The organism is Halorubrum halophilum (assembly GCF_000739595.1).
GTDB classification, from domain to species: Archaea; Halobacteriota; Halobacteria; order Halobacteriales; family Haloferacaceae; genus Halorubrum; species Halorubrum halophilum.
Window position 1 is genome coordinate 1 of record NZ_BBJP01000092.1, and the last position, 22,527, is coordinate 22,527.

A 22,527-nucleotide genomic window follows, 5' to 3' on the forward strand; every position below is an offset into this window, starting at 1 on the left:
TATTGTTTGATATAATACTGCCTCGTTGCGAGGGCGGACAGGCCGCCTCCGAAGGTCGTTCGGAATCCGCTCCGTTCCGACCTGACCTTACCGACATATAGCGATTCTTGAAACTTCAAAGTATCTATTAGTAACTCGAACTAGGGAGTCCAACGTGGTTTGATTCCAAGCTGTCGGATTCATCCTGCGGCTAAAGCCGCAGGTATTCTCCTTGATCTTATATAAATCGCGGCGGGCGAGAGGGGTGGACCGAGCGCACGGTGCGGCTTTTTAAGAACCGGCAGCGCGGACGTGCGAGCATGACCAGATTCGACGCCGCGACCGAAGGAGAGCGGCTGAAGCTGTTCGCGGACGCGGCGACCGCCCACCGCGCCCGGTCGAGCGAGGTGATGACCGTCGACGTCGACCCAGACAGCGACACCACCGAGGGCGGCGAGGTGCCGCCGTGGATCCAGCTCGCGGGCACGGAAGTCATTCTGGACTGCACCGACGACGAGCTAGACCGGCTAAAGGCCCTACTCGGCGAGTTCCCGGAGTTCCGGATCGACGAGCTGGTGAGCCCGGAGGAGGCCGAGGGGACGAACGCCGTCGTCACCGCCCGGTCCGACGCGAACCGCGTGGCGGGGTTTATCGAGCGCGCCTTCCGCGAGGTGTACGGGCTCGACGACGACTACCGGGCGTGGGTGACGGCGGTTTAAGCCGGGAATATGGGTATGTCAACCGAGACGGAGCGGATGCTCGCCGGGAAGCTTTACGACCCGAGCGCGCCCGAACTGGTCGCCGACCGGGAGCGCGCCCGCGATCTCGCCCGGCGGTACAACGCGACGAGTGAGGCGGAGTCGGAGCACCGCGAGACGCTCCTGCGGTCGCTGTTCGACGCGGTCGGCGACGACCCCGTCGTCAAGCCGCCGTTTCGATGCGACTACGGGTACAACATTGCGGTCGGCGACGGCTTCTTCGCGAACTACGGCTGCGTGTTCCTCGACACCAACCCGATCTCGTTCGGCGACCGGTGCCTGCTCGGACCGGGCGTTCACGTCTACACGCCGACGCACCCGATCGACCCCGAGGAGCGCGCGACGGGCCGCGAGCGAGCCGAGCCGGTGACCGTCGGCGACGACGTCTGGATCGGGGGCCGCGCCGTGCTCAACCCGGGCGTGACGGTCGGCGACGGCGCGGTGATCGCCTCGGGCGCGGTCGTCACGAGCGACGTGCCGGACCGGGTCGTTGTCGGCGGGAACCCGGCGCGGGTGATTCGGGAGATAGAGTAGGCGGCTCCGGCGAATCCCTCAGAACGGACAGGATCGGCTCGATGGACGCACGGATGTAGAGGGGCACTCACGTTACGTTCTCCGACGAAATCCCGGAGTAGCCGATAGACCACGAGAGTGAGTATTGCAGATCGGTGGCAGTGATGGAGTATTTAAATAACCGTGAACGTCAGCAGCAGTTCCTTATAAATGCGGTGCGGTGGCGCGCCCCGGTGAGCGGCCGCCATCGGCGGCCGCGAACTGCCGGTGCGAGGGAGTCGCTGGCGGCGGGAGCCGCCAGCGACGAGGCTGGGGAGGCGTGAGGCTGCGGTTGCGGTTGCGGTGCGGGCGGGGTGGGACTCAAAGTGGCAGCCGCTGCGGGCGGCGCAGGCGACGTAAGCACCGCAGCGAGCAACGCGAGCGAGGAGCACAGCGAGCGTGCGCCGCCCGCAGCGGCTGGGGCTTTGGACGTGTTCACCGCCGTACCCTTATAAACAGCCGACGGCAACACCACTCGATAGGTTATAAACAACCGTTTCACCAATTCGCTATCCCTACTCCCGAAGTCGATCAAGAAAGACTGCGTACCGAACGTAGTCAGTCCAGCGCGTCGGCGAGAACGGGCGCGACGCTGACGACGCTGCAGCCGCGTTCGAGCGTGTCGCTGCCGACGATCCGGTCGACGCCGGCGCCGCGGAGCTTCGTCACGGCGTTGGCCGCGAGCATGGGGTGGACGCAGGCCGCGAGCACCCGCGCCGCGCCGCGGTCGTTCAGCACGGCGACCGACTCGCTCATCGTCGACCCGGTGGCGACGATGTCGTCGACGACGACCACGTCCCGGCCCCCAACGGGGGCGTCCGAGGGCGATACCTCGACCTCGCCCGTCTCGCGGTCGCGGTGCTTCTCGAAGTAGTCGGTCTCGCCCACGCCGTACGCGTCTCGGACCGTCTCCGCGATACCGACCGCGCCCTCGTCGGGCGCGAGGAACAGGGGGTCGTCGAGGGCGGCCGGGAGGGGCTCCGCGAGCACGCCGGCGGCGTCGACGGTCTCGGTGGGCACGTCGTAGAAGTCGGCGACGCCGGCCTCGTGGGGGTTGACGAGCACGACGCGGTCGGCCCCCGTCGAGACCGCGCGGGCCATCGCCCGCGCCGAGACGGGCTGGCCCTCGCCGAAGGACTCGTCCTGTCGGGCGTACCCCATGTAGGGGATCACCGTCGTCACGCGCTCGGCGCCGGCCTCGCGGACGGCGTCCTGCAGCTGGAGCAGTTCGACCCACGCCTCGTCGGCGTCGGTCGCGGCGACGACCGTCGCCTCGTCGCCCGCGAAGTCGGGAGCCGCCGCGAGTCCCTCGCCGTCAGGGAACCGGTCGTAGGTCGGGGTCGCCAGCGGCCGACCCGTCTCCTCAGCGAGCGCGGCCGCCAGCAGCTGTGAGCTGGATCCGGGTACGATCATGGGCGTCCGTACCCCAGACACCGGTAAACCAGTTTCCTTACTCGTTCACTCACAGAAAGGCCCCCGATCGAGCCCCACGCGACCGTGTGACGCACCGCAGCCACAGGGGCGGATATTTACGCGAGCGGCGGATACGACGCCGTAATGACCGAAACAGGAGACCGAGTCGGTCTCGCCTGCCCGTCGTGTTCGCCGGGCGAGGAGACCGTCCACGAAGTGTTACGCCCCGGCGGGCAGGCGACCGTCCGCTGTACCGAGTGCGACCACACGCACAAAGCCGAGATCCCCGAGGAGGAGACCGTCCGACTGACTGTCGTCGTCTCGCAGGACGGCGAGTCCTTCTCCACCGAGATGGACGTGCCCGCGGACACCTACGTCGCCACGGGCGAGGAGTTCGTCGTCGACTCCCCCGACGCGCTGATGCAGGTCCGAGTGACGGGGATCGAGGTCGGGCCCGAACAGCGCGTCGAGGAGGCCGACATCGAGACCGTCGAGACGCTGTGGACCCGCGCGGTCGACAACGTCACCGTCCCGGTGACGCTCCACCCGAAGGACGGCGACGCCGACCAGACGCGATCGCTGCGCGTGAACGTCCCCGGCGACCACGAGTTCACCGTCGGCGAGACCGCAACCTTCGGCGAGGAGGAGTTCACGATCGAGGGGGTTCAGATCCGCGAGGACGCCCCCGAGTACCGGCACGAGAAGCTGGACCACGAGGGCGACTTCGCGTACGCCAAGGACTGCAAGCGGGTGTACGCCCGCGACGAGAGTCTGACGGCGTGGTCGGCCTGGTAAGCGGGAGTGACTCGGGACCGAGAAGTCGCTCGTAGAGACAGTTTCTCCGAAAAAACGGTGGCACCGATGGGGGTGACCCACATCGAACACCGTCTGTGAGTACGACCGTGGCGTGGTCGGATCGGCGTTAGATGACGCGGTTCTGCAGGTAGTCGAGGTGTTTCGCGTTGTAGACGATCTTGACCTCGTCCGTCGCCGGGCTACCGATGCAGGTCAGGCGGACGTTCTTCTCTTCGACCTCCTCGTCGGAGAGGATCTGCTGCATGTCCATCTCGATGTCGCCCTCCTTGACGATGGAGGCGCAGTTCGCGCAGGCGCCGGCGCGGCACGAGAAGGGCCAGTCGTAGCCCTGTGCCTCGGCGGACTCGAGGATGTATTCGCCCTGATTCACGTCGAGGGTACCGTAATCCTCGTCGTCGAGGTCGGCGTCGGCCGCCTCCTCGAACAGGTCGTCGTCGTCCATCGACCAGCCGTGGTCGTCGAGCACTTCGTAGTTGAGGTATTCTACTGTGGGCATCACCCGGCGGTTTGATGCCCACCTCATTAGGCTTTGCTGTTCCGCGTTTTTCTCGGACGATCGACCACCCACGAACGCCCGAACACGTTCGTTTCTCATCTGTCGGTATATTATCACGACTGATACGTCAGGAGTAACAGTAAATACCGGAGGGCCGCAAGTAGTGTTCGATGGAAGAGTCCGTCGTCGCCGACTTCGTCGGTCGCGTCCACACTTCCGGCCTCGGAAGCGACGAACCCGTGTCGGGCCGCGTCCTCCTGAGCCAGCGTCGGCTCGTCCTCGCAACCGACGGCGCGAAGACGACCGTCCCCCTCTCGAAGGTGTTCGACATCGTTGTCGGCACCGTCCCCGGCGACCTCCAGTCCTTTTTCAGCGACAGCGTCACCGTCGCCTACGAGCGGAACGGGAACAGGTGCACTGCCCTCGTCGAGGGCAAGGCGGACGACATGGAACGGTTTACCCGGGTACTGTTCAAGGCACTGTTGCGCGGCGTGACAGTCACGGTCCGCCACCCCGCGAAGCTCGGCGGCCGCGTCACGGACGCGTCGGACCACACCGCGTCGATCAGCCTCTCCCGGGGCGCGATCGGTTTCACCGACTGCCCCGACCCGTTCACGGTCGAGCTCTCCAGCGTCATCGACTACGAGCGGACCAACCGCACGATCGCCGGCGAGAAGCGCCCCGCGCTCGTGTTCCGCCACGTCCCGGACACGCAAACCGTGACCTCGATCGCGACCGTTCCAGACAAGCGAATCCTGAACGTGCTCGGGCGGTACATCAAGCTGGAGTACGACGAGGTGATGGAGGACGTCGAGGCGTTCGATCCGACGGAGGAACAGCTGGAGATCCTCGTGTCGATCTACTCCGCCGGCGGCGAGGCGAACATCGCCGACGTGGTCACCGGCGACGTCACCCAGACGGAGATGGTGCTGGACACGCTCCGCGACGAGAACCTCGTCGTCGACGGCGACTCCGGCGCCGCGCTCACGCGGAAGGGACAGATGATCGTCACCTCCTACATGGAGTCGGTCAACTCCTAACCGGCTCTCTTCGCGGATGACCGCTAAGCCCGGGCTCGGCCCCCAACGGGGGAAGTTTCATGCCGGTACAGGTGCATGTGACTCACATGCCAGACGACCACCACGGGCGGTCGACGCGGCTCGATGCCGTGGTCCGCGATCGGGGGATTGACGCGTCAGATCCCGGCTCGGGACCGCGGGTCGCGCGGGTACCCGAACCGCACGTCCACGACACCTTCTCCGTGAAGGGGATCGATACGAAGCGCCGTGAGGAGCTGTTGGAGGCCGTGCTCCGCGACCGCGACGGCGTGAGCGCCGCGTCGGCGACCGCCCGGAACGGCACCGTCGGCGTCCACCACGACCCGGCGGTCTCCCGCGACGGCCTCCGGGAGACGCTGGAGGCGTGCGGGCTCGTCGTCGACCCCGCGGACCGGGCGTTCGAGGTCCGACGGGCCTCGCAGTTCGCGTCGGCGCGCGTCGCCGTCGCCGTGCTGTTCGGGCTGATGGTCGCGACGCCGTACATCGCGGTGCTGTACCCGACCCGGCTCGAGTGGCTGTTCTACGACCCCATGACGGTCGCGTACCTGCAGTCGCTCCTCGACTCGCGGATGGCGACCCACTTCTTCGTCAACCTCGGCGCCCTCTCCGGGATCGCGTTCCTCGTCGCCTGCGGCCCGCTTATCAAGCGGTCCCTCGCCGCGGCGGCCGCGGGTCGAGTGACGAACGAGAGCGTGTTCGTCGGGAGCGTCGCCGCGCTGTTCGCGTACAGCACCGCCGCCGCGTTCACCGGCTTCGGCGGGACGGTCCACTACGACCTCGTCGCCTACGCGGTCGCGGGCGCGACCCTCTGGACCCACTTCGGCGCCGCGGACCCGGCCACCGAAGACCACGGTGCGGCGGAGTCGACCGGAAGCGCGGACGCCGAAGTCGCCGAGGGCGAACTCGCCGACAGCGATCCGGTCGCGATGACCGACGGCGGCCAGTAATCGGCCGTCGGGGCGGACCGCTCTTCTTCAGTCTCCGCCGTCCGGCTCCGCCTCGACGCCCTCGATCGTGACCGCGTCGTCGACCGCGAGCGTCGAGCCCCATTCGTCCTCCGGGACGACCGTGTTGACCATCAGCCGGAAGTCGTGGTCGAACCGATCGCTCTTGGTCCACGCCGGTCGCGTCTCGCGGCGCTTCCGGATGAACGCCTCGCGGAACCCGTCGATCGGCTCGCCCGTGTCCGGATCCCGCGAGGGAACCACGCAGCGCTGGCACGGGTTGACGCCGAACAGCTCGGTCTCGCCGATCGAGACGCGCACGGCCTCGCCCCGGTCGGCGAACAGCCGGTCCTCCCAGAACGCCGGGCAGTCGTCGAGCACGAGGTTCGGCCGGAGCCGCCGACGCATCTCCGTCGCGTCAGCAATCTCGTCGAACCACGACGCGACCGTCTCCAGCGTCGCCCGCGAGACGACCGTCGGCCCCGGCGCCGCCCGGTCGTCCGGGAGCCCACCGTTCGGCTCCCGGACGAGGTCGACCGCGTAGCCGAGGTAGTCGCCGACCCACGCCGCCAGCGCCTCGCCGTCCTCGGGGAGCGCGAAGGTGCGCTCGTCGGCGTCTGCGCCCGTCTCCGGACGCGCCGGCCGCGAGAGGGTCACCGCGGTCGGGGTCGCATCGGTCGGCCCGGCGACCTCGTAGCGCGCCGACAGCCCGTGGACCGCCGATTCGCGCTTCCCGTTGACGTAGCCGCCGTCGCCGCCGACCGAGGCCGCGTGCGGGTCGACGCCGGCCTCGACGAGCGCGTACGTGCGGTCGCCGCGGAGGGCGCCGTTCGGGCCGAGCTCGGCGCGGTCGACCGCGGCGCCGTCGTTCGACTTCAGCGGGTACGCGACGAGCTCCGCGATGCGTGCCATACCCGCGGTTCGGGAGGCGGCGACAAAAGGATCCGGGAGGGGAGGGCGCAGAAGGCGGGGCGCGGGAAACGAGGGGTTACTCCTCGTCGTCGGTGTCGTCGGCGTCTGCGTCGGCTTCGTCAGCGTCCGCGTCGGCTTCGTCGTCCTCATCATCGCCGGTCGTCAGCCCGGCGGCCTCGAACGCCTCGTCGACCTCCTCGACGGGGACGGTCCGGTAGCCGTCGGCCTCGGTGACCGTGGCGACGGCGAGGTCGGCCGGCTCGAACTCGTCGTCGTGGGCGGCGAGCGCGGCGATGGCGAGTTCGACGCCCGCGTCGAGCGAGAGCCCCTCGGTCCACTCGTCTTCGAGGTGCCCCTGAATGTCCTGCCGGCCGCCACCGATGACGGTCGCCTTCCACTCGTTGGGGGTCCCGGAGGGGTCGGCGGCGAACAGGCGCGGCTCGCCGTTGTCGATGCCGCCGATGAGGAGCGCGGCGCCGTACGGCCGGGTGCCGCCGCGCTGGGTGTTCTCCTGGATATGGTCGGTGACGAACTTCGTCAGCGTCTCGACGCCGACGGCCTCGCCGTAGCGCAGGCGGTTCCCCTGCGACTGGCGGCGCGCGAGGTCGATCAGCTGGCGGGCGTCGGCGACGTGGCCGGCGCTCGCGGTGCCGAGGTGGTCGTCGAGCTTGTGGAGCTTCTCGATGCTCTCGGCCTCCATCAGCGTGGAGGAGGGGCGGGACATCGCGACGAAGACGACCCCGTCGGCCGTCCGGACGCCGACGCTCGGCGCGCCGCGCGAGACCGCCTCGCGGGCGTACTCGACTTGGTAGATCCGGCCGTCCGGCGAAAACAGCGACGTGCCGCGGTCGTACGCCTGCTGGTCGTTACCGCCCATCATCGTCGATCACCCGCTCTCGCGGTGTCGCGCTGTCTCATTACCCCTTCTTACGCCGGACGGTTGAAAAAGCATCCGTAACCGGTACAAGCGGTCCGGGAACCCGGCCCCTATACGTCCGCGTCGGTCGGCGGTCTCTGCCTACGACGGATATATCCCGGCACGTCCCCTAACAGGGGTGACATTGACACCCACGAGAACCACGGCCGCGCTGCTGGCCCTGCTGGCGCTACTGGGGGCCGTCGGCGCGGTCACGGCGGTGCCCGACGCCCGGATCGCGATCGACGCGGTCGACGCGAGTTCGAGCGAGCCCGCGGTCGGCGAGCGGACGGCGCTGAACGTGACCGTCTCGAACTCCGGCGGAAGCCCGGCGGCGGCCGACGTGAGGAGCGTGCGCCTCTTTGACGCCGGGGACGCCGGCGATGTGGACGATGACGATCTCCGCGACGAGGCGACCGCGGTCGGCGCGCTCTCGGCGGGCGACGCGACGGACGTGGTCCTGTGGACCCGATTCGACGAGCCGGGCGAGCACCGGCTTACGGTCGAAGTCGTCGCCGAACAGGAGGCGACTGGCGGCGACGACGACGGCGGGACGGTCACCGTGACCCGCGACGTGGTCGTCGACGTGCAGCCGGCCGAGGTCGCGCTCGACGTGCGTACCCGAGCGCTCTCGCCGGCGGACCTCCGGAGCGACGACGAGAGCGAGGGTGCCGGCGGGATCAGCGTCGGCGGCATCGAGGGCGTCTTCGGCGGCGGGAGCGGCGGGCTCCAAGCCGCCGAGGAGGACGAGGCGGAGTCGGTGCGGTCGGCCGACTCGCCGGTCGCGGTGACGGTCGTCAACACGGGCACGTCGACCGCCGACCGCGTGAGCCTGACCGCCGTCGGCGCGCCGGTCGGCGCGAGCGGTGGCGGTGACGACGCCGGTGACGGCAGTGGAGACGAAGCCGGAGACGACGGTGACGGCGGGGCCGAGCCGACCGTTGAGGTCGGCCCCTTCGTCGTGGAGGACGTCGCGCCCGGCGAGGAGCGACAGGTGGTCGTCGACCTCGGCCCCCTCGACGAGCGCTCGGACGTGACGGTCACGGCGGCGTTCCGGTCCGAACTCGACGCGCCAGTCGGCGCCGGCGCGAACCGGACGGCGGAGTCGACGGTTCGGTACCCGCCGCGGGAGGGGAGCCCGACCGTCACCGACGCGACCGTTCGGACGACCGACGACGGCGAGGTGGTCGTCGACGCCAACCTCGGCAACGAGGGCACCGGGGAACTGGAGGGGGTCGTCGTCTCGGTCGCCGGCGCCGAGGGGGTCGATCCGACCCCCGCTGGGAGGGAGTACTTCGTCGGCAGCGTGGGCGCGGGCGACTTCGTCGCCTTCGACCTGCGGACCGCGGCGAACGCCTCCGTCGCCGACTCCGTCCCGATCCGGATCGCGTACACCGAGCGCGGCGTCCGGTACACCGAGACCGCGACGGTCGCGCTCCCCGATTCGAGCGACGGCGCGGGAGGCGGTTCCGGCTCCGGCGCCGTCGGAACGCTCGGGACCCTCGGCCTCGTCGGGCTCGTCGGCGGCGCGGGCGTCGCGGTCGCCGGGAGTGTGATCCGTCGCCGCGATGTATAGCGTCGAACTCCGCGGCGCCACCAAACGGTATCCGGGAGGGGGCGCCGAGCCGGTGGTGGCACTCGACGACGTCGACTTCGCGGTCGAGCCGGGGGAGTTCGTCGCGGTCGTCGGGCCGAGCGGCTCCGGGAAGTCGACGCTCCTCAACGTGCTCGGGCTCCTCGACGACCCCACCGAGGGGTCGCGACTGCTCGATGGCACCGACGTGACAGAGCTCACGGTCGCGGAGCGCACCGCGGCCCGCAAGGAGTCGATCGGGTTCGTCTTCCAGGATTTTCATCTCCTCCCGACGCTGACCGCGGTCGAGAACGTCGCGCTCCCGACCGCGTTCGATCCGGGCGACGAGAGCGACCGCGCCGCCGACCTGCTCGACCGATTTGGACTCGGCGACCGGCTCGACCACGAGCCCGCGGAGCTGTCCGGCGGGCAGAAACAGCGGGTCGCCATCGCCAGATCCCTCATCAACGAACCGGCGGTGCTGCTCGCGGACGAGCCGACGGGGAACCTCGACACGGAGACCGGCGAGTCGATCCTCGCCGAGTTCGAGCGCGTGAAGGAGGAGGGGGTCGCGGTCGTCGCCGTCACCCACGACCCGCTCGTCGAGGAGTTCGCGGACCGCGTCGTCGAACTCACGGACGGGGTGTTGGAGGGCGGGACCGCGGGCGAAACGGACTCGGTTGCGGGTTCCTCGACGGACCGCGCTCCCGACTCGGCGCTCGCGCCGGAGGAACGATGAGCGACGACGGCAGCGGCGGGACGGCGAGCGACCGTGGGGCCGCCGGCTGGCTCCGCGGCTGGCGCCCCGCGGTCGCGATGGCCGCGCGGAACCTCCGGCGGAACCGCGTCCGGACGGTCCTCGCGGTGCTCGGCGTCTGCATCGGCGTGCTGGCGGTCGCGGCGCTCGGGATCTTCGGGAACGTGCTCGCGCTCGGCGCCGACGACGCCATCGGCGACATCGGCACGCAGGTGGTCGTGTCGCCGAACGCGGACGCCGGCGTGGAGTCGCTATCGGCGGCCGACGTGGCGGCGATCCGACGCGCCGTCGACGACCCGGCGGTCGGGGACCCGGCCGTCGTCCCGCTGTACTCCGACAACGCGATCGTCGAAGGCGCGAGCGGACAGACGTTCGCGACGATATACGGCGTCGAGGAGCCCGGGCTCGCGTTCGAGGCCGCAGAGGGCAGGCTCCCGGACCGCCACAGGCAAGGCGCAATCGTCGGGTCGGGAATCGCTGAGGACCTCAGCGTGGGCGCGGGCGACACCGTCGGGATCGCGGGCTCGCAGGTCCGCGTCGTCGCCGTGCTCGCCGAGAGCCAGACGTTCAGCCCGGTTGCGCCCGACGATGCCGTCTTCCTCCCGGAGTCGGCGTTCGCCGCCGACGGCTACGCGCAGGCGCTGGTCGTCGCTGAGTCGGGTGAGACGGCGCGAGCCGCCGCGGACGCGATCCGCGAGGACGTGAACGCCCGCGAGGAGCGCGTCGACCTGTTCGAACTGGCGGCGATCGTCGACGAGATCAACGACTTCTTCGATCTCCTGAGCACGTTCCTGCTCGGGCTCGGCGCCATCTCGCTCGTGGTCGCCGGTGTCTCGATCCTCAACGTCATGCTGATGAGCACCGTCGAGCGCCGACAGGAGATCGGCGTGATGCGCGCGGTCGGCGTGACCCGCCGGGACGTGTTGCGCGTGCTGCTCGCGGAGGCCGGGCTCATCGGCGCGGCGGGCGCGGCGGCGGGGACCCTGCTGACCGTGCTGCTCGTCGCCGGGCTCGTGGCCGCGACGCCCGCGGTCGACGCCGCGCTCGTGCTCGATCCGACGAACGGCTACTACCTCCTGTTGGCGCTCGGGTTCGGCGTCGGCGTCGGGATCGTCAGCGGGGCGTACCCCGCGTGGAAGGCGGCGAACGAGCGCCCCGTGGAGGCGCTTCGGAGCTGAGGCGGAGTCGCACCGGGCCCTCTCGCACGGCGGCGTCCTCCTCATCCAGCCCACTTACCCGGCCCACTCACCCCGCCCAGCCGCCCCGCATGTCGTCGGTGACGCGGTCGCGCCACGTCTCGAACGCGTCGCGACACTCCGGCTCGTTCTCGACGTGGCGCATGAACCCCGCGCCGGGGGACGCGAGCTCCGTCCCGCAGAACGGACACCGCTTGGGCTCGATCACGGTCTCTGCTGATGCCATGGTAACGAGTAACATGTTCCAGAATCAAAAGTGTTGCTACGATCACCATATCGCGAGTATGTGCATAATTCGTTTCGATCGTTCCAAGATCATCGAGTGAATGACGGAGGTCTCTCCGAGTACGATTCCGTCTCAGAAACCACTCGTCTGCGAGTGCGGCCGAGAGATCGGACGCCCGCGTTCAGTCGACGACCCGTTCGTAGGTGACGAACGCGAGACCGTCGTCGCTATCGGTGTCGTCCTCGCCGTCGCTGTCGGCCTCGCCGGTGTCGGCGACCTCGCGTTCCACCTCGGTCCACTCGCCGGGGTCCCAGTCCGGGAAGCGCGTGTCGCCGTCGGGCCGCTCGGGGATCTCCGTCAGTACCAGCCGGTCGGCACGGTCGAGGAACCCCTCGTAGACGGTCGCACCGCCGATCACGTAGACCTCGTCGACGCCGCGGTCGGCGGCGTCCGCGGCCGCGAGATCGACCGCCTCCTCGATGTCGTTCGCGACGACGGCGCCCTCGGGGAGGTCGAGGTCGCGGGTCGTCAACACGACGCTGGTGCGATCTGGGAGCGGGCCGCCGATCCGGTCGACGATGCTCTCGTAGGTCGCGCGTCCGACGATCACGGGGTGACCGGTCGTGAGCCGCTTGAAGTGGGCCAGATCGGCCGGGTAGTGCCACGGCATGCCGCCGCGGTCGCCGATGACGCGGTTCTCCGCGACCGCGGCGACGAGGACCAAATCCACGTCCGTTGTCATCGCAGCGTTCACTCCGCGACCGCGAACGAGATGCCGTCCGCGGAGTCGTAGTCGACGACCTCGACGTCCTCGTAGGTGAGCTCGTCGAGCGGCACGTCGGCGATCTCGATCCGGGGGCGCTCGCGCGGCTCCCGCGAGAGCTGTTCGAGCAGGCCGGGGACGTGGTCGTACCCCTCCTCACCGTTCGTCTCGTCCGGGGCGGTCCGCTCGACCCAGCTCTTCACGTCGAGGTAGTCGGCCTTGCTCTCGACGTTGGCGAGGCGGTCCTGCACGTACGGGAGGTTGTTCGCGTACCACTTCCCGCGCTCGCCGCGCCCGCAGTAGACGTGCGCGTCGACGACGGTGTGGCCGAATTCGCCCACCTCGAACCCCGTCCGCTGGGCGAGCGCGTTCGCGAGCAGCGCGTACGCGGCGATGTTGAACGGCACCCCGAGCGCGATGTCGCCCGAGCGCTGCGTGAGGTGGAGGTTGAGTCGACCGTCCTGCACGTTCACGACGAAGGTGTAGTGACACGGCGGCAGCGTCGAGACGGCGGCGTTGGCGGGATGCCACGCGTTCACGACCATCCGGCGCGACTGCGGGTTCTCGTCGAGGGTGTCGAGTACGTACTGGATCTGATCGAACGTCCGGCGCTCGGCGCCGTCAGGTCCTTCCTCGACGTTCACCCAGCGGTGCGCGTTCTCGGGCCAGGTCTCGCCCGGAAGCGCGTCGACGCCGTCCGGCACGGGGAACCGACGCCAGAACCGGCCGTAGGCGGTGTCGAGGCGGCCCTCCTCGTCGGCCCACGCGTCCCAGATCTTCGTCTCCTCGCGGAGGTTCCGGACGTGCTCCTCGCCGGAGAGGTACCAGAGCACCTCGTGGATCAGCGAGTTCCAGCGATAGCCGTCCATTTTCTTGGTCGTGAGGAGGGGGAACCCATCCGCGAGGTCGACGGTGTACTGCCCGCTGAACGTCGCGATCGTGTCGACGCCGGTTCGGTTCGGCTTGTACGTGCCCGTCGACAGGGTGTCGTCGACGAGATCGAGGTACTGTTGCATGGTGGGATCGGGGTCGCCGGTATACTCGCCGGCGAGACGGGTTTACGGTTACAACCGAACGGGCGAACCTAACCGTGACGGTCTGGAGTTCGGATCGATGTGTGGAAGAGTTCGTCCGTGGTTCGATCGGAGACGTGTTCGCTGGTCCGGTCGCTCGCTTATAAATGGCTGATACTGGATCGGCGGTAAACAACTTCAAAGCCCCAGCCGCGAGGACGGCGCACACTCGTTGTGCTCCTCGCTCGTTCGCTCCGCTCACTCGCTGCGGTGCTTACGTCGTCTGCGCCGCCCTCGCGGCTGCCCCTTTGAGCCCCACCCCGCACCGCACCTCACGCCTCCCCAGCCTCGTCGCTGGCGGCTGTCGCCGCCAGCGACTCCCTCGCGCGGCGCTCCTCGCGCCCGTTGGGCGCTCGGAGGCGCGCGCCAACCGCAGATCGGTTTATAAATAGTCGATAGAGACGTCAGCAGTCAGAGCTCCGAGAAAGGGAGAATCGAAAAGCAGCGCTAATGACTGAAACAGCCAGAGGGTGCACCGGCCGAGACTCCCGTGAGCGAAGCGAACGGGAGGCAGGCCGGTGTATCTTCGAGCGTAGCGAGAAGATGCACCGGCCGAGATTTGAACTCGGGTTGCAACCATGGCAAGGTTGCGTGATACCACTACACTACCGGTGCGTGCTTCGCACTCGACGATTAGTCGGAGGATTACTTAAACCTGTCACATCCGACTGACTGCGGGCCGGCGAGGGTGACAGATTCGGGGCGGGCGACCGGGTTCGCGAGGAGTCACTCCCCGCGCGTCGCCGCGATGTCGTCGGCGTGGGCGCGCACGAGGTCGGCGAACGATGTCGCCTCCGCGCGCTCCTGCGTCTCGTCGTCGCGGCGGTCGCGCACCCGGCGCTTGATCGCGCGGAGCGCGTCGGGCTTCCCGGTCGCGACCGCGTCAGCGACCGACCGCGGATCGTCGACGACCCGAGAGACGAGCCCGGTCCGGAGCGCCTCGTCGGCGTCGAGCATGCGCCCGGAGAGCGCGAAGTCGAGCGCGTCGCCCTCACCCATCACTCGCGGCAGACGGACGGTCCCGCCCCACGCGCCGAACAGCCCGAACGCGACGCCGGGTTCCGCGAACGTCGCCGCGGGCGTGGCGACCCGGATGTCCGCCGCGAGCGCGAGTTCGACCCCGCCGCCGCGGGCCGCGCCGTCGATCCCGCAGACGACGACCGTCTCCGCGTCTGCGATGGCCCCGGCCGTGCGCTGGCCGGCGCGAGCGAACGACTCCGGGTCGTCGAGGCTGGCGACCACGTCGAGGTCGGCGCCGGCACAGAACGCGTCGCCGGCGCCGCGGAGGTAGGTCACGGGTGCATCGGCGTCGGCGACGGCTGCGCGCAGCGCGGTCAGGTCATCGGGTCGGAGCGCGTTCCGGCGCGCCGGCCGGTCGATCGTCACGACGCGGACCGTGCCGTCGTCGTCTCGGGTGCGGATCACACCGTGATCTCCCGGTCGTTTCCAAAGGTCTTTGCCCCTCGATCGACTACCGTTACGTAATGGACGATGCCGCGCGAGCGCGTGACGCCGCGTCTGAGGCGCTCGCCGACGTCGAGCCCGCTCAGCTGCGTGAGGCCCTCGAAGACCGGATCGCGAACGCCGCCGTAACGCCCGGCGTGCTGGCGCTGGTCACCGCTCGCGCGGTCGACCCTGAGGTCGACCCCGAGGCGGTGGTCGACCGGGCGGCCGGCGTGCAGCTCATCTACGAGGGGCTCCGGCTCACCCGGTCGGTGGCCCACGAGGAGCCGTGGGTGACCGCGGCCACGCAGGGGACGGACATCGACGCCGACATGGACGTGCTCACCGCCGATGTGCTCGTCTCGCGCGGATTCTCGCTGCTCGCGTGCACCGACGCCGCCGCGGCCGCGGTCGAGGTCGTGCGCGCGTTCGGCCGCGACCAGACCGTTCGCGACCGTGAGGGGACCGACCCCGCCGCGGCGACCGCGCTCGACCGGAACCTGGAGATCGACGCCCTCGAACTCGCGGTCGTCGCCGGCACCACCGCCGTCGGCGGCGATCCCCCCGAGGAGCTGCTGACGTACGCCCGCGATCTGGCGGCCGACTACGACGGCGAGTTTCCGCCGCCGGGCCGCGCGCTCCCGGACGCGACCGCCGACCGCATCGCCGACATCTCCGACCGCGCCGTGAGCGCGACCGATCGGTGAGGTCGCCCGACGGCGGTGGGACGGTGTGTGTCCGCGTGACGGGTCGCCCCCGAATCGAAACCCATAAAGTCGAATCCGGTCAACGACTCATTGCGCCTGGGTAGCTTAGCGGTAAAGCGCGTCCTTGGTAAGGACGAGACCCCGAGTTCAAATCTCGGCCTAGGCTCTTCTCGCATTTTCCAGCCCGAATAGCGCCGACCCTGACACCTTCTCCGCCGCCGGCCGCAAACCCGATACCCGTCGCCGCCAACATCGCACGTATGACCGCGACCTTCACCGATCTCTTCGATCGAGCCGCCGAGTACGACGCGGACGCCGAGGCGGTGAGCGCGGCGCTGGTCGAGCGTCGGTCTGACTCGGGGGGCGACTCGGATACCGCCGAGAGCGACGCCACTGGGAGCGCCGATCTCCCTCCGGTCGACCGCGATCCGAGCCCTGCACGCGTCGTCGCCGACGCCGACGTCCTTGCGGCAGACCTCCTCGTCGGCGGGGCGGCCCGCGAGGCGCTCGACGCGCTGCGCTCGCACGCGTGGACGACGCTCGTCGCCAGCGACCCGCTGCTCGACGACGCGGAGGCCGTGATCGCCGCGCTCGCGGACGACGAGCTGGCGGCCGACTGGCGCGACACGGTCGAGGGGTGGCGCGAGCCGGTGGCACAACCCGTGGGCGACCACCCGGCGCTGGCGTCGGCGTACCGCGGCGGCGCGATGCAGGTCGTGAGCCTCGACCCGTCGCTCACGGGGGCGCAGGCCGCGGCCGGACTCCGGAACCGGATGGCGGTGAGCGTCCGCGAGCCGCGGGCGTTCGCGACCGTGTTCTCGCCGGCGGGGCTGTACCCGGAGGCCGTCGGCGGCGAGTATCCGGGGCCGGACCGCGACCCGCGCTCGATGGCGCCGGTCGAGAACGGCGAAGACTGAGACTCCAACGCGGACCAGCACCGATAAACCGCCGCCGACCCGACCGGGGGTAATGACCGACTCGGACGCGGCCGCCGCGGCGGACCCCCTCGACGACGGCGACGCCCCCGAGCTGCCGGCCGACCTCGACGCGGTCCGCGAGGCGCTCGTCGACTGGTACGAGGCGGACCACCGCGAGTTCCCGTGGCGGCGCACCGAGGACCCCTACGAGGTCCTCGTCAGCGAGGTGATGAGCCAGCAGACCCAGCTCGACCGAGTCGTCCCCGCGTGGGAGGACTTCGTCGAGAAGTGGCCGACGACCGCGGCGCTGGCAGAGGCCGACCGCGGCGACGTGGTCGCGTTCTGGTCTGACCACTCGCTCGGCTACAACAACCGCGCGAAGTACCTCCACGAGGCCGCCGGACAGGTCGAGAACGACTACGACGGGGCGTTTCCCGAGACCCCAGAGGAGCTGCAGGATCTGATGGGCGTCGGCCCGTACACCGCGAACGCGGTCGCGTCGTTCGCGTTCAACAACGGCGACGCCGTCGTCGACACCAACGTGAAGCGGGTGCTCCACCGCGCCTTCGCGGTGCCGGACGACGACGCGGCGTTCGCACGGGTCGCCTCACACGTGATGCCCGACGGCGAGTCCCGCGTCTGGAACAACGCGATCATGGAGCTCGGCGGCGTCGCCTGCGGGACGACCCCGCGCTGCGACGAGGCCGGCTGCCCGTGGCGCGGGTGGTGTCACGCCTACGAGACCGGCGACTTCACCGCGCCCGACGTGCCCGAGCAGCCGAGCTTCGAGGGGAGCCGGCGACAGTTCCGCGGGCGTGTGGTTCGACTCCTCGGTGAGCACGACGAGATGGACCTGGACACGCTTGGTCATCGGATTCGTGTAGACTACGCGCCCGACGGCGAGCACGGCCGAGAGTGGCTGCGCGGGCTGATCGACGACCTCGCGGACGACGGCCTCGTGGCGGTCGAGGAACGGAGCGGTCAGACGGTCGCTCGACTCCGATAGCTCACTCCCGATAGCCGAGTAACCGAAGCCCGTTCAACGAGACGAGGACCGTCGACCCCTCGTGGCCGACGACTGCGAGCGGAAGCGGGATGCCTCGGAGGAGAATCGCGCCAACCATGAGTGCGATCGCGCCGAAGGCGACGGCGAGATTGACCGTGAGTGTCCGACGAGTCCGCCGCCCCAGTCCGAGGACATACGGAATCTTGCTGAGATCGTCGCCCATCAGCACCACGTCAGCGGTTTCGAGCGCGACGTCGGTCCCCGCCCCGCCCATCGCTACGCCGAGGGTCGCCGTGGCGAGTGCCGGCGCGTCGTTGACGCCGTCGCCGACCATCGCCACGTTCTCGTGCCGATCGACCAACTCCTCGATGGTCGCAACCTTCTCTTCCGGCAGCAGTTCCGCCTGCACTTCGTCGATGCCGACCTCGTCGGCGATCCGCTGTGCGACGCGCTCGTTGTCGCCCGTCAACATCACGATGTGATCGACCCCGAGCGAGCGGAGGTCCTCGACCATCTCGGCGGCGCCCGGTCGAACCGTGTCGGTGAACGCGAGCCACCCCAACACGGTGCGATCGCCACCGTGCTCTCGGGCGACGAGGACGCTCGTTTTCCCCTCCGCTTCCAGCGTTCGGAGCCGGTCTAACCCTGGTTCGAGACCGTTGATCGGCGCGTCTCCGAGCACGGTCTCGAAGTAGCTCCGGTTTCCGATGTGGACGGTTCCGTCTGCGACCTCGGCTTGGACGCCTTTTCCAGCGACCGACTGAAACCGCCGTGCGCCGGGAATTTCTAGTGACTCTTCTTCCGCCGCCGTCACGGTCGCGCGAGCGAGGTGGTGCTCCGACCGGGATTGCACCGCGGCTGCGAGTGAGAGCAGATCGCCGTCGGTCAGCGTCCCGTCATCGACGCCCTCGCGGACGGCCACGTCGGTCAACTGCGTATCCCCCTGCGTGAGCGTTCCCGTCTTGTCGAACGCGACCGCGTCGATGCCGGCGGCCGTCTCGACGTGTTCGCCGCCCTTGAACAGGACGCCCTGTCTGCCGCCGGAGGCGATGGCCGATAGAACCGCCGCCGGCGTCGAGATGATGACCGCACACGGCGAGGCGGCGACCATCAGCGTCATCGCGCGGTAGAACGTGCTGGTGAACTCGCTCCCTAGCGCGAGGGGAACCGCAACCGCTGCGATCGTGAGTCCGAACACGCCCAGGACGTACGGTTGTTCGAGTCGGTCGATGAGCCGCTGGGTCGGGGCCTTCTCACTCTGGGCGCGTTCGACCATGTTGATGAGCCGGGTGATCGCCGACTCGTGAGCCTCTCGCGTGACTTCGATTTCGAGGCTCCCGCTCTCGTTGATCGTCCCGCCGAACACCTCGTCGCCGCGTTCCTTCGGGACGGGCACCGACTCGCCGGTGAGCGACGCCTGATCGACCGTCCCCTCACCGGACGTGACGACGCCGTCGAGTGGAATCCGGTCACCTGGCCTGACGACGAACACGTCTCCGACGGCCACGTCGTCGATGGGGACGGTGATTTCCTCGCCGTCGCGCAGGACCTGCGCCTCGTCCGGTCGCATCTCGACGAGCGATCTGATCGCTCGACGCGAGCGCCCGATGGCGTAGTGCTGGAGCGTATTCGACAGCGAGAACAAGAAGAGAAGCATCGCGCCCTCGAACGGGGCCCCAATCGAGAGTGCACCAAGGGCGGCGACGATCATCAACAGGTCGATGTCGACGGCGCGGTGACGGAGCGTCTCGATCGCGCCGTAGAGTCCGTACCAGCCGCCGAAGACGTACGCGACGCCGTAGCCGGTCCACAACAGGAGTGCCGGCCCGCCGAGCCATTCCGTCGCCAGGCCGGTCGTCATGCCGGCGAGAGTCAGGCCGACGAACGCTGCCTCCCGTCTGAGTTCCGAGCGGGTACTCACGTCGTCGGTTGCAGTCCCGGCGTCCGCTCGGAGCGTGACCGCGCGATCGCGGACCGCCTCTCTGAGCGTTTCCTCCGAGGTGACGCTCTCGTCGTAGGTGACCCGGACGCTCCCCGTTCGGAACGAGGCCTCGACATCGCGGACGCCGGGCGTGTTTCGGAGCCGTCGTTCGAGCGCTCGTGCACCGGCTTCGCCGCGACCGCCTCGGCGCTCGATCCGGACCGTACACGTCGATAGCGAGGGCGGTTCAGTAACGGCCACGCTGTCCCTCCCAATCGGTGCGTCTGTTACAGGTGGGGAACGGCGACGCGTCGACGCCCGATCGCCTGTGCGAAGGGTTCTCCTGGCGACGCAGTCGTTGTGTCGCTTCCGTTCTCCGGTTCGCCCGAGTCATCGGACGATCGTCACCGGGATCCGCGCTCGGCGGGTGACCGTCTCGGCGACGCTTCCGAGAATCGCACGGTCGATTCCCGACCGGCCGTGGCTTCCCATGACGATCTGATCGATGCCGTGTTCCGCAGCGTATTCGACGATCTCCCGCGCCGGTTTGCCGACTTCCGTGACGGTCTCGAGGTCGACCTCGTGATCTGCGGTGAGGTCCGTGGCCGCCGTCTGGACGGCGGTCGCCCGTTCCCGGGCGTTGTCGTACCAGTCCTCCGCGACCGGGAGACCGCCGGCTTCGACGTCGAACACCGAGTCGATCGGATTGATGACGTAGATCGCGGTGACGGTCGCGTTCGGGAAGCTCTCGACGGCGTACGTGAGCGCGCGCTCGGAGAGCGGAGATCCATCGAACGCGACGAGGACGTTGTCAGGCATACGATCAGATACGTGGAGGGATGAAATGAGTGTACTGCCGCGAAGACGCGTCCGCGAGCCACCCCGTCGCCTTCCGGCGTGGGGAAGTCCCGTAGCGCGGGAACTCAGCGAGGAACCGTTACCCGTTTATCACGGGAGCGGGAATGAGTGGCCATGAGCGAGACCGTCGACGCCGACCTCTACACGCGGACGAAGGCCTTGCTGGAGCCGGGCGACATCGAACTCGCGGGCTGTATCGTCCACACCGCGCTCGGCGGGCAGGAGGACCTGGAGATGCACGAGCTCACGGTCGCGATCAACGAGGTCATCGCCGACCACGCCGGCAAGGGCGAGGCGTACATCGAGGCTGGCAACGACGACACGAACTTCTCGTCGAACCAGTTCCAAGGGCTCACCCTCGACGACGAGGAGTTCGTCTGGGAGTGCCAGCAGCTCCTCCGCGACGGCACCTTCGACCTCGTGTTCTACTACGAGGCGAACGTCGAGCAGGAAGCGCTCGCGGACGACTTGGCCGACCTCGACGGCGTCGATCGCGTGACGCAGGTGCCCTGACGCGGCGACGCGTTCGTTGAACCCGTGAGCGACACCGTCCTTGTTCCCGGCGGCCGCGACGTGCGCGCCACCCTCGACACCGCCGCGAGCGACGGCGGTGGCGACGCCATCGGCGATGGTTCCCGCGCCGACAGCGTCGTCGTCGCCTGCCCGCCACACCCCCAGCAGCGCGGCCACCGCGGCGACGAGCGCCTCACCGCCGTCAGCGACGCCCTGACCGATCGGGGGATCGACTGCCTCCGGTTCGACTACGGCGACTGGGACGAGGGGTACGGCGAGAGCACCGACGCCGACAACGCGGTCGGCTGGGCCGCCGACCGCTACGAGCGCGTCGGGTTGTTCGGCTTCTCGTTCGGAGCCACGGTCGCGCTCGTCACGGCGGCATCTCGCCCCGGACTCGCCGGGGTCTGCGCCCTCGCCCCGACCGCGCGGCTGAACCCCGACGTCGACGCGGTCGCGGCCCTCGACGACCTCGTCGATCTCGGCGTGGCGACGCAGATACTGTACGCGACCCGTGACTCGACGGCCGACTGGGAGCCCGTGGTGGAGCGGGCGAAAGAGCTCGGGATCGAGACGCGGTCGTTCGAGTCCGACCACTTCTTCGTGGGGCGGTCCGGTGACGTGGGAGAGGCGGTGGCGGGATTTCTCGGAGGGCGGTTACTTGAGGATTTATAAGCGGCGTCTGTGGGTGTATCGGATTCTTCGCGCCGACTCGATCCGCTTCGGTCTGCCGTCCGTCTGGGAATTGCGATGAGTGATAGCGGGAGTAGGTATAGCAAATTGGTGAAACGGTTGTTTATAAGCGATCGAGTGGCGTCGTTGTCGGCCGTTTATATGAGATCGGCGCGTCTGCGGTGAACATTTTCAAAGCCCCAGCCGCTGAGGACGGCGCACGCTCGCTGCGCTCCTCGCTCGCGTTGCTCGCTGTGGTGCTTACGTCGCCTGCGCCGCCCTCAGCGGCTGCCCCTTTGAACCCCACCCCGCACCGCAACCACACAATACCTCACGCCTCCCCAGCCTCGTCGGGCGCCCTCCGCGTTGCTCCGGACGCCCGACTCCCTCGCACCGGCGGTTCGCGGCCCTCCGGGCCGCTCACCGGTGCGCGCCACCGCGGTAGACTTTTATAAGATATCGTCGCCATCGCTCATACCCTTTTAAATACTCTCTCGCCGCCACCGATCTGCAACACCTACTCCCGCTCTCGACCGAGAGATAATCGCTTAGCGACCGTCGTTTCAGACAAAAACACTTCTGAGCGGGATCCGAGGACCCTGGTCAGTTATACCCTCTCCACCGGTGCCCGCACTCCTTGCATTTAAAGAACCGCGTCGGAGGCTCGTCGGCGGCGCCGGTCTGTTTGATCGTGTACCACGCCTCGCCGTGGCCGCACTCGTCGCAGACGATGTCGTTGGCGGTCGGTTTTCCCTCGAAGTTCGCGCCCTCCTCGGTCTCGATCACCTCGTCGCCGGTCTGTTCGGTCGTCGACTCGAACTCGGCCGCGAGCCCCTCGTCGCGCTCGGCGGTGCCGCCGCAGTCGTCGTTCTGACACACCATCTCTCCGTCGCGAGAGACCATCATCGAGCCGCAGTCGTCACAGAACTGCATATGCGTCGGGGTAGGGCGTCGAGCGGTTTAGCTCCCGTGACTGCGGGCGGCGAGCGGTCGCACGTGCCACCTGCCCTCGCCCCCGTCGCCCCCGATTCCGCCTCCGGAACACCCTTGCCGGTGCC

The 22,527-nt window shown here is 69.1% G+C and carries 24 protein-coding genes and 2 tRNA genes; 14 read left to right on the forward strand and 12 right to left on the reverse strand.

Annotated features, from left to right (window positions below; translation table 11 throughout):
* The first annotated feature begins 299 nt into the window (after positions 1-299).
* Positions 300-698 (forward strand): hypothetical protein, encoded by a 399-nt coding sequence (locus ACP96_RS17065; protein WP_050034205.1) that lies wholly within the window; start codon positions 300-302, stop codon positions 696-698.
* 15 nt (positions 699-713) lie between these two features.
* Positions 714-1,271, forward strand: a complete 558-nt coding sequence (locus ACP96_RS17070) for a sugar O-acetyltransferase (protein WP_050026917.1) — start codon at positions 714-716, stop codon at positions 1,269-1,271.
* 576 nt (positions 1,272-1,847) lie between these two features.
* On the opposite strand, the gene prs is transcribed toward ACP96_RS17070, so the two are convergent.
* Complete coding sequence (gene prs / locus ACP96_RS17075) at positions 1,848-2,702, reverse strand: ribose-phosphate diphosphokinase (protein WP_050034206.1); 855 nt, start codon at positions 2,700-2,702, stop codon at positions 1,848-1,850.
* Between the two features lie 144 nt (positions 2,703-2,846).
* Here prs and ACP96_RS17080 point away from each other — a divergent pair, with 144 nt between their 5' ends.
* Positions 2,847-3,497 carry an HVO_0476 family zinc finger protein gene (locus tag ACP96_RS17080; RefSeq protein WP_050026921.1) on the forward strand — a complete coding sequence of 217 codons (651 nt, stop codon included), beginning with the start codon at positions 2,847-2,849 and terminating at the stop codon, positions 3,495-3,497.
* Positions 3,498-3,624: 127 nt separating this feature from the next.
* Here the strand turns inward: ACP96_RS17080 and fer are convergent, their stop codons facing one another.
* Positions 3,625-4,014 carry a ferredoxin Fer gene (gene fer / locus ACP96_RS17085; protein WP_050026923.1) on the reverse strand — a complete coding sequence of 130 codons (390 nt, stop codon included), beginning with the start codon at positions 4,012-4,014 and terminating at the stop codon, positions 3,625-3,627.
* A 170-nt stretch (positions 4,015-4,184) separates the two neighbouring features.
* On the opposite strand from fer, the gene ACP96_RS17090 reads away from it, so the two are divergent.
* The gene (locus ACP96_RS17090) at positions 4,185-5,054 is read left to right on the forward strand and encodes a CheF family chemotaxis protein (protein WP_050034207.1); all 870 of its coding nucleotides are present in this window, start codon (positions 4,185-4,187) and stop codon (positions 5,052-5,054) included.
* An 86-nt stretch (positions 5,055-5,140) separates the two neighbouring features.
* Positions 5,141-6,019 (forward strand): hypothetical protein, encoded by an 879-nt coding sequence (locus tag ACP96_RS17095; RefSeq protein ID WP_050034208.1) that lies wholly within the window; start codon positions 5,141-5,143, stop codon positions 6,017-6,019.
* A gap of 27 nt (positions 6,020-6,046) precedes the next feature.
* Here ACP96_RS17095 and ACP96_RS17100 read toward each other — a convergent pair whose 3' ends face one another.
* Positions 6,047-6,928, reverse strand: coding sequence for an MOSC domain-containing protein (locus tag ACP96_RS17100; RefSeq protein WP_050034209.1), 882 nt, complete (start codon positions 6,926-6,928; stop codon positions 6,047-6,049).
* A 76-nt stretch (positions 6,929-7,004) separates the two neighbouring features.
* Complete coding sequence (locus ACP96_RS17105) at positions 7,005-7,805, reverse strand: archaeal proteasome endopeptidase complex subunit alpha (protein ID WP_050034210.1); 801 nt, start codon at positions 7,803-7,805, stop codon at positions 7,005-7,007.
* Positions 7,806-7,983: 178 nt separating this feature from the next.
* Between ACP96_RS17105 and ACP96_RS17110 the strand changes: the two genes are divergently transcribed.
* The 3 genes from ACP96_RS17110 to ACP96_RS17120 are packed head-to-tail and all read left to right on the forward strand — an operon-like array spanning position 7,984 to position 11,352.
* A complete protein-coding gene (locus ACP96_RS17110) occupies positions 7,984-9,420 on the forward strand; it encodes a hypothetical protein (protein ID WP_050034211.1) in 1,437 nt (478 codons plus the stop codon).
* Complete coding sequence (locus ACP96_RS17115; protein WP_050034212.1) at positions 9,413-10,156, forward strand: ABC transporter ATP-binding protein; 744 nt, start codon at positions 9,413-9,415, stop codon at positions 10,154-10,156. Before ACP96_RS17110 ends, ACP96_RS17115 begins: the two co-directional genes overlap by 8 nt.
* Positions 10,153-11,352 (forward strand): ABC transporter permease, encoded by a 1,200-nt coding sequence (locus ACP96_RS17120; protein WP_050034213.1) that lies wholly within the window; start codon positions 10,153-10,155, stop codon positions 11,350-11,352. Before ACP96_RS17115 ends, ACP96_RS17120 begins: the two co-directional genes overlap by 4 nt.
* A gap of 67 nt (positions 11,353-11,419) precedes the next feature.
* On the opposite strand, the gene ACP96_RS19420 is transcribed toward ACP96_RS17120, so the two are convergent.
* The 5 genes from ACP96_RS19420 to ACP96_RS17140 all read right to left on the reverse strand — a co-directional run bounded on the left by ACP96_RS19420 (position 11,420) and on the right by ACP96_RS17140 (position 14,857).
* On the reverse strand, positions 11,420-11,596 hold the full coding sequence (locus tag ACP96_RS19420; protein ID WP_200895743.1) for a DUF7501 family protein: 177 nt from the start codon (positions 11,594-11,596) through the stop codon (positions 11,420-11,422).
* A 181-nt stretch (positions 11,597-11,777) separates the two neighbouring features.
* The gene (locus tag ACP96_RS17125) at positions 11,778-12,338 is read right to left on the reverse strand and encodes a dihydrofolate reductase (protein WP_050034214.1); all 561 of its coding nucleotides are present in this window, start codon (positions 12,336-12,338) and stop codon (positions 11,778-11,780) included.
* Between the two features lie 8 nt (positions 12,339-12,346).
* A complete protein-coding gene (thyA, locus tag ACP96_RS17130) occupies positions 12,347-13,375 on the reverse strand; it encodes a thymidylate synthase (RefSeq protein ID WP_050034215.1) in 1,029 nt (342 codons plus the stop codon).
* Between the two features lie 601 nt (positions 13,376-13,976).
* Positions 13,977-14,047: transfer RNA gene (locus tag ACP96_RS17135), tRNA-Gly, on the reverse strand.
* Positions 14,048-14,158: 111 nt separating this feature from the next.
* A complete protein-coding gene (locus tag ACP96_RS17140; protein ID WP_050034216.1) occupies positions 14,159-14,857 on the reverse strand; it encodes an enoyl-CoA hydratase/isomerase family protein in 699 nt (232 codons plus the stop codon).
* Between the two features lie 59 nt (positions 14,858-14,916).
* On the opposite strand from ACP96_RS17140, the gene ACP96_RS17145 reads away from it, so the two are divergent.
* The 4 genes from ACP96_RS17145 (at position 14,917) to ACP96_RS17160 (ending at position 17,505) form a co-directional block, all read left to right on the forward strand.
* A complete protein-coding gene (locus ACP96_RS17145; RefSeq protein ID WP_050034217.1) occupies positions 14,917-15,582 on the forward strand; it encodes a DUF7114 family protein in 666 nt (221 codons plus the stop codon).
* 94 nt (positions 15,583-15,676) lie between these two features.
* Positions 15,677-15,748, forward strand: a tRNA-Thr gene (locus tag ACP96_RS17150).
* 94 nt (positions 15,749-15,842) lie between these two features.
* Positions 15,843-16,499: a DUF7384 family protein gene (locus ACP96_RS17155; RefSeq protein ID WP_050034218.1), complete on the forward strand. Its 657-nt coding sequence runs from the start codon at positions 15,843-15,845 to the stop codon at positions 16,497-16,499.
* Positions 16,500-16,551: 52 nt separating this feature from the next.
* Positions 16,552-17,505: an A/G-specific adenine glycosylase gene (locus ACP96_RS17160; RefSeq protein ID WP_050034219.1), complete on the forward strand. Its 954-nt coding sequence runs from the start codon at positions 16,552-16,554 to the stop codon at positions 17,503-17,505.
* Between the two features lies 1 nt (position 17,506).
* On the opposite strand, the gene ACP96_RS17165 is transcribed toward ACP96_RS17160, so the two are convergent.
* Both ACP96_RS17165 and ACP96_RS17170 read right to left on the reverse strand, forming a co-directional pair.
* Positions 17,507-19,687: a heavy metal translocating P-type ATPase gene (locus ACP96_RS17165; RefSeq protein WP_050034220.1), complete on the reverse strand. Its 2,181-nt coding sequence runs from the start codon at positions 19,685-19,687 to the stop codon at positions 17,507-17,509.
* Positions 19,688-19,816: 129 nt separating this feature from the next.
* Positions 19,817-20,245, reverse strand: a complete 429-nt coding sequence (locus ACP96_RS17170; protein WP_050034221.1) for a universal stress protein — start codon at positions 20,243-20,245, stop codon at positions 19,817-19,819.
* A 153-nt stretch (positions 20,246-20,398) separates the two neighbouring features.
* Here ACP96_RS17170 and ACP96_RS17175 point away from each other — a divergent pair, with 153 nt between their 5' ends.
* Positions 20,399-20,797, forward strand: coding sequence for a DUF5778 family protein (locus tag ACP96_RS17175; protein ID WP_050034222.1), 399 nt, complete (start codon positions 20,399-20,401; stop codon positions 20,795-20,797).
* 24 nt (positions 20,798-20,821) lie between these two features.
* Positions 20,822-21,472: an alpha/beta hydrolase gene (locus ACP96_RS17180; protein WP_050034223.1), complete on the forward strand. Its 651-nt coding sequence runs from the start codon at positions 20,822-20,824 to the stop codon at positions 21,470-21,472.
* 600 nt (positions 21,473-22,072) lie between these two features.
* Here the strand turns inward: ACP96_RS17180 and ACP96_RS17185 are convergent.
* On the reverse strand, positions 22,073-22,402 hold the full coding sequence (locus tag ACP96_RS17185; protein WP_004046870.1) for a transcription factor S: 330 nt from the start codon (positions 22,400-22,402) through the stop codon (positions 22,073-22,075).
* Positions 22,403-22,527 lie beyond the last annotated feature (125 nt).